Source organism: Kitasatospora sp. NPDC001660 (assembly GCF_053596725.1).
Genome location: NZ_JBSFGU010000015.1, coordinates 56,384 through 69,461 on the forward strand (window position 1 = coordinate 56,384; position 13,078 = coordinate 69,461).

Consider the following 13,078-nt stretch of genomic DNA (forward strand, 5'->3'; position numbering starts at 1 on the left):
CGCCCGTACCGCCGAGTAACGTCACCCTCATGGCAACCCGCACCAAGGACGAGGCCCTGACCCTCCTGCGCACCGCCCTGGACGACGCCGGCGTGGCCTGGGAACCGGCCGCCGCCGACCCCTACACGCTGGTGGCGACCCTCCCGGGCACCCGCAAGCTGAGCACCACCTGCGCCCTGCGGGTCGGCGACCACACCCTCTCGGTGAACGCCTTCGTGATCCGCCGACCGGACGAGAACCACGAGGCCGTCTACCGCTGGCTGCTGGAGCGCAACACCCGGCTCTACGGCGTCGCCTACGCGGTGGACGCGCTCGGCGACGTCTACCTGGCCGGCCGCCTCCCGCTGGAGGCGCTCACTGCGGAGGGCGTCGACCGGCTGCTCGGGACGGTGCTGGAGAACGCCGACGAACCGTTCAACACCCTGCTGGAGCTGGGCTTCGCCTCGGCGATCCGGCGTGAGTGGGAGTGGCGGACCAAGCGCGGGGAGTCCACCCGCAACCTGGCCGCCTTCGCCCACCTGGCCGCCCCTGCGGCCGACTGACCGGACCTCAGGCGCCCGCCGGAGCCTTCGCGGCCTCGGCGGGCGCGGCGGTCTCCACCACGTCCGCCGTCTCCGCGACCCCCGCCGCACGGCTCGTCCGGCGCCCCAGCACCACGTGCCCGAGCGCCGCGATGCTGCCGCAGGCCGCGCACACCCCCCACAGCACCGCCGGGCCGGCCCGCTCCAGCAGCACGCCGCCGGCCGCCGGGCCGAGGAACGAGGCGAGCGACCAGGAGAGCGAGTAGACGCCCTGGTAGCGGCCGCGCGCGTGGGTCGGTGCCAGCTCGGAGACCAGGCTCATCATGGTCGGCGCGTTCAGGACCTCGCCGATCGTCCAGACCGCGACCGAGCCGGCGAAGATCCAGGCGGACGACCCGGCCAGCGCCGCCAGCCCGAAGCCCCAGCCGGCGAACAGGCAGCTGGCGATCAGCAGGCCGGTCCGCGAGCGGCCCTCCATCCATCGGGTGAGCGGGATCTGCAGCACCACGATCAGCACCCCGTTCAGGCCGATGACCAGCCCGTACTGGGAGGACGTGATGCCCGCGTCGCCCATGTCGACGGCCAGCGTGGTGCTGCCCTGCTGGAAGACCAGGGCGAGCAGCAGGTTGAGCGCGACGACCGACACGAAGCGGCCGTCCCGGAACACCGTGCCGAGGCCGACGACCGGCTCCTTCGCCGTCGCGGCCGGCGCCTCGGGCTTCGTCTCCGGGATCCGGATGAAGATCACCACCGCGCAGACCAGCGTGGTGAGCGCGTCCAGCAGGAACAGCGTGAGGTAGCCGTGGGTGGCGATCAGGCCGGCCACGGCGGCGGAGAGGCCGAAGCCGATGTTGATCGCCCAGTAGTTCAGCGAGTAGGCGCGGACCCGGTCCTCGGCCGGGACGAGGTCGGCGATGATCGCCGAGGTGGCCGGCCGGGTGGCGTTGTTGCACAGGCCCACCAGGAAGGCCACCACCGCGATCGCCACCTGTCCGTCCACGAAACCGAGCACGGCGGTGAACAGCGCGGTGCCCAGCTGGGCGGTGACCAGGGTCGGGCGGCGGCCTATCCGGTCGGTCAGCACGCCCGCCCCGAGCGACGCGATCGCCGATCCGAGGCCGAACAGCGAGGCCACCAGGCCCGCGTACGAGGCCGAGTAGCCCCGGTCGTGGGTGAGGTAGAGCGCCAGGAACGTGACGACGAACGCGCCGAGCTTGTTGATCAGCGTCGAGGCCCAGAGCCACCAGAACTGCCGTGGCAGCCCGCCCATCGTCTCCCGCAGCACTTTTCGGAACCGGGGGTTGGCGAGCACGGGCAAGGGCATGTGGGGACTCCCGGGGGCAGGCGTCCGCCGAGCGGCACGAGCAGGCCCGCTCGGCCGACAGGTGTAAGTGTCAGAAGCGCAGAGCACACATTACTCATGGCCAAAGGTCCCGGCCAGGGGTTTTTCGACTCCACTAAGCTGGGCGCCATGGCTGACACGACGTACCGACTCATCCTGCTTCGCCACGGCGAGAGCCAGTGGAACCAGAAGAACCTGTTCACCGGTTGGGTCGACGTCGACCTCAACGAGAAGGGCGAGAAGGAGGCCGCCCGCGGCGGCGAGCTCCTGGCCGCCGAGGGCCTGCTGCCCGACGTGGTGCACACGTCGCTGCTGCGCCGCGCGATCCGCACCTCGCAGATCGCCCTGGACAAGGCCGACCGCCACTGGATCCCGGTCAGCCGCAGCTGGCGCCTGAACGAGCGGCACTACGGTGCGCTCCAGGGCAAGGACAAGGCCCAGACCCTGGCCGAGTTCGGCGAGGAGCAGTTCCAGCTCTGGCGCCGCTCCTACGACACCCCGCCGCCGGTCCTGGCCGACGACGCCGAGTACTCGCAGGCCGCCGACGCGCGCTACGCCGACATCCCGAGCGAGCTGCGCCCGCGCACCGAGTGCCTGAAGGACGTCGTCGAGCGGATGCTCCCGTACTGGTACGACGCGATCGTCCCGGACCTCGCCGCCGGCAAGACCGTCCTGGTCACCGCCCACGGCAACAGCCTGCGCGCGCTGGTCAAGCACCTCGACGGCATCTCCGACGAGGCCATCGCCGGCCTGAACATCCCGACCGGCATCCCGCTGGTGTACGAGCTCGACGCCGACTTCAAGCCCGTCACCCAGGGCGGCCGCTACCTCGACCAGGAGGCCGCCGCGGCCGCCATCGAGGCGGTCAGGAACCAGGGCAAGAAGTAAGCCCGAAAACGGCACGGCCCCGTCTCCCGGCTTGCCGGGGGCGGGGCCTCCTGCTGTTCGGATGTCATTCAGCCTGCGTGTGCCGAACGCCTTCTACCCCTGCACCGACGTCCGGTTCTGAGACGTCCGGTGCCGAGGCGTCCGGTGCTGGGGCGTCCGATTCTGAGGCACCGGCGGAACCGGACGGCCGGGAGCGCCCGGCCGCCTCCCACGAGCGGCCGGGCGCCCCCGGTGCCTCCTCAGTGGCCGCCGCAGCAGCCGCCGTCCGCGCCGCCGCACTGGCAGGGCGCACCGGACTGGCAGCCGCAGCCGCACCCCGGGCCGCAGCCACAGCCGGCGGCGAGGACGGGCAGCAGCTTCGGGGTGAGCGGTTCGACGGTGTCGTGTGCCGGCGCCGGTCGGGTCGGGTTGGCTTTCATCGTGCTGAACCCTCCTTGTGACGGGCACACTTCCGGTGCCTACAGCTTCGAGTGAAGCCGCCATTCGGAGGGGGCGTCAACGGGCGCGCAGTGGTGGAACGTTCGGAAATCCGTGCGCCCACACCACCCTCGCCCGAGGTTTACTCACCCCTCGGGGTGAGCCGCGGGCAAGCCCCGCGACGGCTCACTCCGCGGCCGCGGCCTCCGAGGAGGCGACGAAGTCCGCGACGTGCTCACCCGTCACGAGGTACACGACGCGCTTGGCGACGGACACGGCGTGGTCCGCGAAGCGCTCGTAGTAGCGGCCGACCAGGGTGATGTCGACGGCGGTCTCGATGCCGTGGTGCCAGCGGTCGTCGATCAGGTGCGACAGCAGCTCGCGGTGGAGCGTGTCGATGGCGTCGTCATCCTGCTCCATCTCCAGGGCCTTCTCGACGTCCTTGGTGGCGATCACCAGGCCGGCCTTGGCCACCAGGCGCTGGGCGAGCTGCCCCATCTCCAGGACGGTGGCGTGCAGGTCGCCCGGCACCGCCGACTCGGGGTAGCGCATCCGCGCGACCTTGGCGACGTGCCGGGCGAGGTCGCCGCAGCGCTCCAGGTCGGAGCTCATCCGCAGCGAGGTGACGACGATGCGCAGGTCGGTCGCGACCGGCTGCTGCCGGGCGAGCAGGTCGATCGCGCGGTTCTCCAGCTCGTGGTGGAGATCGTTGATCTTCTCGTCCGCGGCTATCACGCTCTCCGCCAGCGCGAGGTCCGCGTCGAGGAGTGCGGTGGTCGCCCGGCCCAGGGCCGATCCGACCAGCCGGGCCATCTCGACCAGGCTGTCGCCGATCGCATCGAGTTCCTCGTGGTACGCGTCGCGCATGCTCTCTCCTCAGTAGCTGTGTCGGTGGCGGTGCCGACCGGTCATCCCGTCCGACCGTCGATCCGGTGTCCGGGTGACCGCTGCTGGTGCGCGAATGGTACGCGCACCTTCGGGCGGCGGCCCCGGTTCGGCGCGCCACCCACTCCCACACGGGCTGCACGGCCAACTCTGTGCCGTTTGGGCGACCACGCACGGCCGGTGCGGTGAATCGGCAGCTACATGAAGGTGAATTCTCGGCAACAGCAGGTCGATGCCTTGATCCGACCCTTGGGGAACGCCGAGGCCATGCGCTTACGCTGGCCACATGGACGTGAACGTGGCCGCCGCCGCTGCCTGCGCCATAGCCGGGCTCGGGGTCGGCCTCACGGCCTCCATCGCCTTCCGTTGGAGCGAGCGCGAGCAGGCCAGAGGGAAGTACAGCGGCACCAACGGCAGGAACTACGGCCGGCACCCGGCTCCGGGCGCCGCCCAGGAGCCCCCGCTCCCGCCGGGCGTGGACACCGTGCTGTCGGTGCTGCGCTCCTGCGCGATCGTGCTCGGCGAGGCCGACGAGGTGGTCAAGGCCAGCTCGGCGGCGTACGCGATGGGCCTGGTGCGCGGCGGCGCGGTCGCCGTCGAACAGATGCTCTCGCTCGCCCGGGCCACCCGCCGGGACGGCGAGATCCGCCAGGTCGAGCTGGAGGTGCCGCGCCCCGGCGCGGCCCGCGCCGCCGAGCCGCTCGCGGTCTCGGTCCGGGTCGCCCCGCTGGGCTCCCGGCTGGTGCTGGTGCTGGTCGAGGACCAGACCGAGCGCCGCCGGGTGGAGGCCGTGCGCCGGGACTTCGTGGCCAACGTCAGCCACGAGCTCAAGACTCCGGTCGGCGCCCTGTCCCTGCTCTCCGAGGCGGTCGCGGACGCGGCCGACGACCCGGAGGCGGTCCAGCGCTTCGCCGGCCGGATGCAGATCGAGGCGACCCGGCTGGCCAGCCTGGTCCAGGAGATCATCGACCTCTCCCGGGTCCAGGACGACCGGCTGATGGTCGACCCGGAGCCGGTCGCGGTGGACGAGCTGATCGCCGAGGCGATCGACCGCTGCCGCCAGCAGGCCGCCGCCAAGCAGATCCTGATCGCCGCCGGCGGCATCGCCGGCCTCTACCTGCACGGCAACCGCGGCCAGCTCGCCGCCGCGCTCGGCAACCTGGTCGAGAACGCGGTCAACTACAGCCCGCCCCGCACCCGGGTGGCCATCGCCACCCGCCGCATCTCCAGCGCCGCCGCGCTCGGCGAGGCGGACGGCGAACTGATCGAGATATCGGTCACCGACCAGGGCATCGGCATCTCCGAGAAGGACCGCGAGCGGGTCTTCGAGCGCTTCTACCGCGTCGACCCGGCCCGCTCCCGGGCCACCGGCGGAACCGGCCTCGGCCTGTCCATCGTCAAGCACGTCGCCGCCTCGCACGGCGGCACCGTGTCGGTGTGGAGCGTCGAGGGCCAGGGCTCGACCTTCACCATCCGCCTGCCCGCCGGCCAGGCGCCCACCGCCGAAGAGCTCGAAGACCTCGGGGACGCCGAAGACGCCGAAGACGCCGAAGACGTCGACGGCCTGGAAGACGTCGAACCCGCCGAGGGCGGTGACCTCGACGCCCGCGTCGGGTCCGCCGCGGCACCCCGGATCCGCACGCCGGACCGCGCGGCCACCACGGGCCGCACGGACCGTTCGCTCCCCGCCGGGGAGCGGGAAGTACCCCTGTCAAAGACAACCCAGCTTGCCCCGGAGGCCTGATCGTGACCCGAGTACTGGTGGTCGAGGACGAGGAGTCGTTCAGCGACGCCCTCTCGTACATGCTTCGCAAGGAGGGCTTCGAGGTGGCCGTCGCCGCCACCGGCCCCGACGCGCTGGAGCAGTTCGAACGCAACGGCGCCGACCTCGTCCTGCTCGACCTGATGCTGCCGGGCCTGCCGGGCACCGAGGTCTGCCGCCAGCTCCGCGTGCGCTCCAACGTCCCAGTGATCATGGTGACCGCCAAGGACAGCGAGATCGACAAGGTCGTCGGCCTGGAGATAGGTGCGGACGACTACGTCACCAAGCCGTACTCCACCCGTGAGCTGGTCGCCCGGATCCGCGCGGTGCTGCGCCGCCGCGGCGAGGACGGCGGCGCCGGCGACAACGGCGGCGGCCCGGGCGCCCTGGAGGCCGGCCCGGTCCGGATGGACGTCGACCGGCACGTGGTGACGGTGGACGGTGCCAAGGTCGACCTGCCGCTGAAGGAGTTCGACCTGCTGGAGATGCTGCTGCGCAACGCGGGCCGGGTGCTCACCCGCATGCAGCTGATCGACCGGGTCTGGGGCGCGGACTACGTCGGCGACACCAAGACCCTGGACGTCCACGTGAAGCGCCTGCGCGCGAAGATCGAGCCGGACCCGGGCGCGCCGCGCTACCTGGTCACGGTCCGCGGCCTGGGCTACAAGTTCGAGCCGTAAACCGCCACGGACAACGGACATGCGGAAGGCCCCCCGCCGGCGACTGCCGGCGGGGGCCTTCCGCATGTCCGGCGGGCCCGTACGGACCCGCCGGACGCGGTGTGGAGCCGTCAGTGCGTGCCGGCGGACGGCGTGGCAGCGGTGGTGGCGCCGGCGACAGGGGCGGACGCGGCCGGGGCGCTCGGAACGGTGCCCGCCGACGGGGTGGCAGCACCGGTGGCACCGGTGGCCGGGGCCGACACGCCCGGGGTGGTCGAAACGGTGCCCGGGGTGGCGCTCTTGCTGGGCACGGCGGCCGGGGTGGCGGTCGGGGCGGCGGTCGGGCCGTAGCCCTTGAAGAGGCCCTTGTCCGGGCTCACACCGGCCTGCACGTCGACCTTCTGGCCGTCCTTGAAGGCGAAGGACGTCGGCACGACGCCGCCGACCGTGACGCCCACGGACGCGACCTTGGCGGACGGGTTGCCGGCGCCGCCGAGCAGCACGGCGCTGCCGGCCGGGACGACGATGCTGGTCAGCGGGGCGCCCGCGGGGTCCGCGAAGGTGGCGGTGGCGCCGTTGCCGACGGTGATGGACTGCAGCTCGACCGGGTCGGCCCCGGTGTTGCTGATGTTCACCGTCACATTGGCGGGGCCGGTGGAGTCGCCCGAGGTGTCGGTTCCGGTGACGACGACGATGTTGTTCAGCCGGACGTTCGTGCCGAGCGTCGCCGCGGCGCTGTCCGGCTTGATCTGCAGGGTGTCCGGCTGGTTGCCGGCCGCGCAGGAGGACAGCGAGGCGATGGCGAGGACGGCGAGGGCGGCGATGCTGCCGCGTCGAAGGCTGCGGCTCACGGCGGCGGCTTCTCCCTAGGTCGCGTGTCGGTAGGTCAGGTCTCAGATTATCGACCTCACTTATGCGGTCCTCACGGGGTGGTCCCCGTGTCGCACTCCCGGGGGCGGCCGGGGGCCCGTCCGGGCGCACCGGGACGTGTCCGTGTCATGCCGTGGGCGGCCCGGCGCCGCTCGGGGTGGCGGCGCGGGGAGCAAGCTTCGACCAAGATCGAATAACGATCCGGAAACGGCCCGATAAACGGCGAAAACTCAAGATCCAATCACGGTTTCGGGACTGTTGCGACAGGTTTCGCCGAGCGCCGGAACCGCCTCCGACCTGCGGGAAGCCTCTCTCGAACACCGGTCGCAGCACGTCATGGGGGTGCTTGTCAAGCCCCGAGACCGGCCCTGACCTGCGAAAACGCCCTTCGGGTGCGCCGAAAAGCGTGTTATTCTGGAAAGCCACGGAAGGGGTCCTGTCACATGACGTTCAAGGTTGGCGACACGGTGGTCTACCCCCATCACGGGGCCGCGCTGATCGAGGCCATCGAAATTCGCCAGATCAAAGGTGTGGACAAGACCTACCTGGTGCTCAAGGTGCAGCAGGGAGACCTGACGCTCCGCGTGCCCGCCGAGAACGCGGAGTTCGTCGGCGTGCGCGATGTGGTCGGCCAGGAAGGTCTGGACCGGGTCTTCGAGGTGCTGCGCGCACCGTACACCGAAGAGCCGACCAACTGGTCCCGTCGCTACAAGGCGAACCTGGAGAAGCTCGCCTCGGGCGACGTTATCAAGGTCGCCGAGGTTGTGCGCGACCTCTGGCGTCGCGAGCGCGAGCGCGGCCTGTCGGCCGGTGAGAAGCGGATGCTCGCCAAGGCGCGCCAGATCCTCGTCAGCGAGCTCGCGCTGGCCGAGAACACCAACGAGGACAAGGCGGAGACGCTGCTCGACGAGGTCCTCGCCTCGTAGTGCGGTCGGGCTGCCGCCCAACGCTCACAGCGCCCGGTGCCGGCGCGCCGCTCCCGGAGGGATCCGGGAAGTGGTGCAGTGGCACTTCGGGCGCTGAGGCGTGTCCGGACGACGCCCCCCGCCCGAGCCGGTCCAGGCCCCCCGTTTCTGCGGATCGTGTGGGCCGCGGACCGGTGGTTCTTCGGAAGGGGTCCGTGCGCCCGTCGTGCACGCCATGGCCATACCCACTTCGCCGAAGGAGTGAAACCTGAACGCGTCAGCAGCAGTCGCAGCAGCAGTGGTGCCCGCCGCCGGGCGCGGTGAGCGGCTCGGGCCCGGTGCCCCGAAGGCGCTGCGGGAACTGGGCGGTGTGCCGCTCCTGGTGCACGCCGTCCGGGCCCTGGCCCGCAGCCGGGCGGTCGGCCTGGTCGTGGTCGCCGCGCCGGCCGACGGGGTGGCGGAGGTCGTCGCCCTGCTGGACAGCCACGGGCTGGACGGCAAGGACGTTCGCGTGGTGGCCGGCGGCACGACCCGCCAGGAGTCGGTCCGGCTCGGCCTGGCCGCGATCCCGGCGGACGTGGAGACCGTCCTGGTGCACGACGCGGCCCGCCCGCTCGTCCCGGTCGAGGTGGTGGACGCGGTCGCGGCCGCCGTCCGAGCCGGGGCCGAGGCGGTGGTGCCCGCGGTGCCGCTGGCCGACACCGTGAAGCGGGTCGAGCCGAACCCGGGCCGTCCCGAGCCCGTCCTCGACACGCCCGACCGTTCCACCCTGCGCGCCGTGCAGACCCCGCAGGGCTTCCGCCGGGAGGTCCTGGCCGAGGTGCACGCCAAGGCGCTGGCCGAGGAGGCCGCGGGCGGCACCGGTGCGCCTCCGGTGACCGACGACGCCGGACTGGTGGAGCGCTTCGGCGGCCAGGTCGTCGTGGTGCCCGGTCACGAGGAGGCGTTCAAGGTCACCCGTCCGCTGGACCTCGTGCTCGCCGAGGCCGTACTCGCCCGCAGGAGGGCCGCCGATGCCTACTGATCCGCAGTTCCCGCCGATCCCCCGTGTGGGCGTCGGCACCGACGTGCACGCCTTCGAGGCCGGGCGCCCGCTGTGGGTGGCCGGACTGGAGTGGCCGGACGCCGAGTTCGGGCTCTCCGGGCACTCGGACGCCGACGTGGCAGCGCACGCCGCGTGCGACGCGCTGTTCTCGGCCGCCGGAATCGGCGACCTGGGCGCCCACTTCGGCACCGACCGCCCCGAGTGGGCCGGCGCGTCCGGGGTGAAGCTGCTCGGCGAGGCCGCCCGGCTGGTGCGCGAGGCGGGCTTCGAGATCGGCAACATCGCGGTCCAGGTGATCGGCGTGCGCCCGAAGATCGGCAAGCGCCGGGCCGAGGCGCAGGCCGCGCTGTCCGAGGCGGCCGGTGCGCCGGTGTCGGTCTCCGGCACCACCACCGACGGGCTGGGCCTCACCGGCCGGGCCGAGGGGCTGGCCGCGATCGCCACCGCCCTGGTGTACGAACGGCGTTGAGCGCGGGGCGTGCGGCGGTCCGGGAATAGCCCGGGACTGACGAGTGTTCAACGGGTGTTGTGGGGGCCCGAGTCGATAGTGTTTCGGTACGGGCCCGCCCAGGCCGTGTCCTCGGGCCGTACCAGCCGCCGACGAGAAGAGGTTTCCCATGAGCGCCCAACTCTCCGACCGTGCCAAGGCCCTGATCGACGGCAAGAGCTTCGCCGTGATCTCCACGATCCAGCCCGACGGCAGCCCCCAGTCCTCCGTGGTCTGGGTCAAGCGGGACGGCGAGGACATCCTGTTCTCCACCGTCGAGGGCCGGCGCAAGCACCTCAACCTCGTGAAGGACCCGCGCATCACACTCGTGGTCAACCCGCCGGAGAGCCCGTACGAGTACTTCGAGGTGCGCGGCTCGGTGACCCTGACCACCGAGGGCGGCCGCGAGCTGATCGACGAGCTCGCCCTCAAGTACCGCGGCGAGGACGTCTACGGCTTCGACGGACCGGACGACGTCCGGGTGGTCGTCCGCCTCACTCCGCGCAAGGTGGTCGGCAACATCTGACCCTCCTCCGGCTCCTCCGGCCCGCCGTTCCCCGGGAATGTCCCCGGGAATGTGGCGGGGCACCCCCTCCTGCCCACTACGCTTGACGCTGTGAGCATTCGCCTGTACGACACCAGCACCCGCCAGGTACGCGACTTCGTCCCGCTTGTACCGGGCTGTGTCTCGATCTACCTGTGCGGCGCTACCGTCCAGTCGGCGCCACACATCGGGCACGTCCGGTCCTACCTCGACTTCGACATCATGCAGCGGTGGTTCGCCTACCGCGGCTACCAGGTGACGTTCGCCCGGAACGTCACCGACATCGACGACAAGATCATCGCCAAGGAGCGCGAGCTCGGCACGCCGTGGTGGCAGATCGCCTACGAGAACGAGCGGGCGTTCAACGACGGCTACAGCGCGCTCGGCTGCCTGCCGCCGACCGTCGAGCCGCGGGCCACCGGGCACATCCCCGAGATGGTCGAGATGATGCAGGGGCTCATCGCGAAGGGGCACGCCTACGCGGCCGACGGCAACGTCTACTTCGACGTGAAGTCGTACTCCGACTACCTCGCGCTCTCCAACCAGAAGCTGGAGAACCTCCAGCAGCCCGCGGGCGAGGGCGAGACCGGCAAGCGGGACGCGCGCGACTTCGCGATGTGGAAGGCCGCCAAGCCGGGCGAGCCGAGCTGGGACACCCCGTGGGGGCGCGGCCGTCCGGGCTGGCACCTGGAGTGCTCGGCGATGGCCCACAAGTACCTGGGCTCCGCCTTCGACATCCACGGCGGCGGACTGGACCTGATCTTCCCGCACCACGAGAACGAGATCGCCCAGTCCAAGGCCTACGGCGACGACTTCGCCAACTTCTGGGTGCACAACGCCTGGGTCACCATGGCCGGCGAGAAGATGAGCAAGTCGCTGGGCAACTCGGTGCTGGTCTCCGAGATGGTCCGCGCGTGGCGGCCGATCGTGCTCCGCTACTACCTGGCGGCCCCGCACTACCGCTCGATGATCGAGTACAGCGAGGAGTCGCTGCGGGAGGCCGAGGCCGGGTTCGGCCGGATCGAGGGCTTCGTCCAGCGCGTCGTCGAGCGCTGCGGGACGGTCGACGCGGCGCCCGAGGTGCCGCCGGCCTTCGCCGAGGCGATGGACGACGACTTCGGCGTGCCGCAGGCGCTGGCCGTCGTGCACACCGCCGTCCGCCAGGGCAACAGCGCCCTGAACGCGGACGACAAGGAGAACGCGGTGGCGCGTCTCGCCGAGGTCCGTGCGATGCTCGGAGTACTGGGCCTCGACCCGCTCGACCCGCACTGGAGCGGGGCGGAGCGCGGCGAGGACCTTCACGGCGTGGTCGACTCGCTGGTCCGCCTGGTCCTCGACCAGCGGCAGGCGGCGCGCGAGCGCAAGGACTACGCCACCGCGGATGCCATCCGCGACCAGCTCGGCCTGGCCGGGCTGGCGATCGAGGACACCCCGTCCGGCCCGCGCTGGACGATCAACAGCCAGTAACCCCATCTGACGATCGGGGTGAGGGTGGGCCGTACCGGACCGGTGCGGCCCTCCCGCATGACGTAGCGCATGCCGTCGGCCGCCGCCGGACAGAGCGGGGCGGCCGGGCATGCCGGACAGACAGGAAGTACAGCCATGGCCGGCAACAGCCAGCGCAGGAACCGCCGCAACCCCGGATCGAAGAAGGGCGCGTCTGTCGGTACCGGCGGGCACAGCCGGAAGTCGCTCCAGGGCAAGGGCCCGACCCCGCCCGGCGAGGCGCGCAAGGGCCACCCCAAGCAGCGCGCCGCCAACGCCGCGCTCAAGCGCGAGCGGGACGCCAAGGCCCGCGCCGGCATGCGCCGCGCCGGAGCCGGCCGCGGCGGCCGGGGCGGGGCGGGCAGCGCCGAGCTGGTCTTCGGCCGCAACTCGGTGGTCGAGGCCCTGCAGGGTGACGTGCCGGCCAACGCGCTGTACGTCCAGCAGTTCATCGACACCGACGACCGCGTCCGCGAGGCCTTCCAGGCCGCCAACGACCGCGGCATCCCGCTGATGGAGGCCCCGCGCCCGCAGCTGGACCAGATGACCGGCGGGCTCAACCACCAGGGCCTGGTGCTCCAGGTGCCGCCGTACGAGTACGCGCACCCCGAGGACCTCCTGGCCGACGCCTCCGACGCGGGCCAGGACGCGCTGATCATCGCGCTGGACGGCGTCACCGACTCGCGCAACCTCGGCGCCGTCGTCCGCTCCGCCGCCGCCTTCGGCGCGCACGGCGTGGTCATCCCCGAGCGCCGTGCGGCCGGCATGACCGCCGGTGCCTGGAAGACCTCCTCCGGCGCCGCGGCCCGACTGCCCGTCGCCCGCGCCACCAACCTGACCCGCACGCTGGAGGCCTACCAGAAGGCCGGTCTGATGGTCGTCGGCCTGGCCGCGGACGGCGAGGCCGAGCTGGGCGACCTGGACGTGCTGACCGGCCCGGTCGTGATCGTCGCGGGCAGCGAGGGCAAGGGCCTGTCCCGGCTGGTCTCGGAGACCTGCGACATCCGGGTACGGATCCCGATGTCGGGCCTGACGGAGTCGCTGAACGCCGGCGTCGCGGCGGGCATCGTGCTGTACGAGGCCGCGCGGCTGCGCGCCAAGCGCTGAGGTTCTCGCTGAGGTTCTGTCGAGCATCGGCTTGCACGGCACCTCGGCTTGCGCGGCACATCGGAGACCCTGCATGCAGGGGTATTTCCGAATTCTCCGCGATCCGGGTGAAAGCGATCGGGCCCGACCGGGTCCGATCGCTTTTCTCATGATCACTTCAA

General features: G+C 71.9%; 14 protein-coding genes. 10 read left to right on the plus strand and 4 right to left on the minus strand.

Translation table 11 applies throughout. The features are described 5' to 3' along the window. Nucleotides 1-29 precede the first annotated feature (29 nt). Nucleotides 30-542 carry a YbjN domain-containing protein gene (locus ACWCXH_RS18495; RefSeq protein WP_449802480.1) on the plus strand — a complete coding sequence of 171 codons (513 nt, stop codon included), beginning with the start codon at nucleotides 30-32 and terminating at the stop codon, nucleotides 540-542. A gap of 7 nt (nucleotides 543-549) precedes the next feature. Here ACWCXH_RS18495 and ACWCXH_RS18500 read toward each other — a convergent pair whose 3' ends face one another. Continuing rightward, nucleotides 550-1,845: an MDR family MFS transporter gene (locus tag ACWCXH_RS18500; protein WP_449802481.1), complete on the minus strand. Its 1,296-nt coding sequence runs from the start codon at nucleotides 1,843-1,845 to the stop codon at nucleotides 550-552. 147 nt (nucleotides 1,846-1,992) lie between these two features. Between ACWCXH_RS18500 and ACWCXH_RS18505 the strand changes: the two genes are divergently transcribed. Beyond that, a complete protein-coding gene (locus tag ACWCXH_RS18505; RefSeq protein ID WP_449802482.1) occupies nucleotides 1,993-2,751 on the plus strand; it encodes a phosphoglyceromutase in 759 nt (252 codons plus the stop codon). Nucleotides 2,752-2,990: 239 nt separating this feature from the next. Here the strand turns inward: ACWCXH_RS18505 and ACWCXH_RS18510 are convergent, their stop codons facing one another. Both ACWCXH_RS18510 and phoU read right to left on the minus strand, forming a co-directional pair. Further along, nucleotides 2,991-3,170: a hypothetical protein gene (locus ACWCXH_RS18510; RefSeq protein WP_393039317.1), complete on the minus strand. Its 180-nt coding sequence runs from the start codon at nucleotides 3,168-3,170 to the stop codon at nucleotides 2,991-2,993. 184 nt (nucleotides 3,171-3,354) lie between these two features. Beyond that, nucleotides 3,355-4,035 (minus strand): phosphate signaling complex protein PhoU, encoded by a 681-nt coding sequence (gene phoU, locus ACWCXH_RS18515; protein ID WP_449802483.1) that lies wholly within the window; start codon nucleotides 4,033-4,035, stop codon nucleotides 3,355-3,357. A 304-nt stretch (nucleotides 4,036-4,339) separates the two neighbouring features. Between phoU and ACWCXH_RS18520 the strand changes: the two genes are divergently transcribed. Then, nucleotides 4,340-5,797 (plus strand): sensor histidine kinase, encoded by a 1,458-nt coding sequence (locus ACWCXH_RS18520; RefSeq protein WP_449802484.1) that lies wholly within the window; start codon nucleotides 4,340-4,342, stop codon nucleotides 5,795-5,797. 2 nt (nucleotides 5,798-5,799) lie between these two features. Then, the gene (locus ACWCXH_RS18525; RefSeq protein ID WP_031069385.1) at nucleotides 5,800-6,495 is read left to right on the plus strand and encodes a response regulator transcription factor; all 696 of its coding nucleotides are present in this window, start codon (nucleotides 5,800-5,802) and stop codon (nucleotides 6,493-6,495) included. 110 nt (nucleotides 6,496-6,605) lie between these two features. On the opposite strand, the gene ACWCXH_RS18530 is transcribed toward ACWCXH_RS18525, so the two are convergent. Continuing rightward, nucleotides 6,606-7,325, minus strand: a complete 720-nt coding sequence (locus ACWCXH_RS18530; RefSeq protein ID WP_449802485.1) for a DUF461 domain-containing protein — start codon at nucleotides 7,323-7,325, stop codon at nucleotides 6,606-6,608. Nucleotides 7,326-7,787: 462 nt separating this feature from the next. Between ACWCXH_RS18530 and ACWCXH_RS18535 the strand changes: the two genes are divergently transcribed. From ACWCXH_RS18535 to rlmB, 6 genes are all read left to right on the plus strand, one after another. Continuing rightward, nucleotides 7,788-8,270 carry a CarD family transcriptional regulator gene (locus tag ACWCXH_RS18535; protein ID WP_030244332.1) on the plus strand — a complete coding sequence of 161 codons (483 nt, stop codon included), beginning with the start codon at nucleotides 7,788-7,790 and terminating at the stop codon, nucleotides 8,268-8,270. A gap of 247 nt (nucleotides 8,271-8,517) precedes the next feature. Beyond that, nucleotides 8,518-9,273, plus strand: a complete 756-nt coding sequence (gene ispD, locus ACWCXH_RS18540; protein ID WP_449802582.1) for a 2-C-methyl-D-erythritol 4-phosphate cytidylyltransferase — start codon at nucleotides 8,518-8,520, stop codon at nucleotides 9,271-9,273. Beyond that, nucleotides 9,263-9,763: a 2-C-methyl-D-erythritol 2,4-cyclodiphosphate synthase gene (gene ispF, locus ACWCXH_RS18545; protein WP_449802486.1), complete on the plus strand. Its 501-nt coding sequence runs from the start codon at nucleotides 9,263-9,265 to the stop codon at nucleotides 9,761-9,763. Before ispD ends, ispF begins: the two co-directional genes overlap by 11 nt. 148 nt (nucleotides 9,764-9,911) lie before the next feature. After that, on the plus strand, nucleotides 9,912-10,307 hold the full coding sequence (locus ACWCXH_RS18550) for a PPOX class F420-dependent oxidoreductase (RefSeq protein ID WP_449802487.1): 396 nt from the start codon (nucleotides 9,912-9,914) through the stop codon (nucleotides 10,305-10,307). 90 nt (nucleotides 10,308-10,397) lie between these two features. Further along, nucleotides 10,398-11,792: a cysteine--tRNA ligase gene (gene cysS / locus ACWCXH_RS18555; RefSeq protein WP_449802488.1), complete on the plus strand. Its 1,395-nt coding sequence runs from the start codon at nucleotides 10,398-10,400 to the stop codon at nucleotides 11,790-11,792. Nucleotides 11,793-11,927: 135 nt separating this feature from the next. Continuing rightward, nucleotides 11,928-12,917, plus strand: a complete 990-nt coding sequence (gene rlmB, locus ACWCXH_RS18560) for a 23S rRNA (guanosine(2251)-2'-O)-methyltransferase RlmB (RefSeq protein ID WP_449802489.1) — start codon at nucleotides 11,928-11,930, stop codon at nucleotides 12,915-12,917. Nucleotides 12,918-13,078 lie beyond the last annotated feature (161 nt).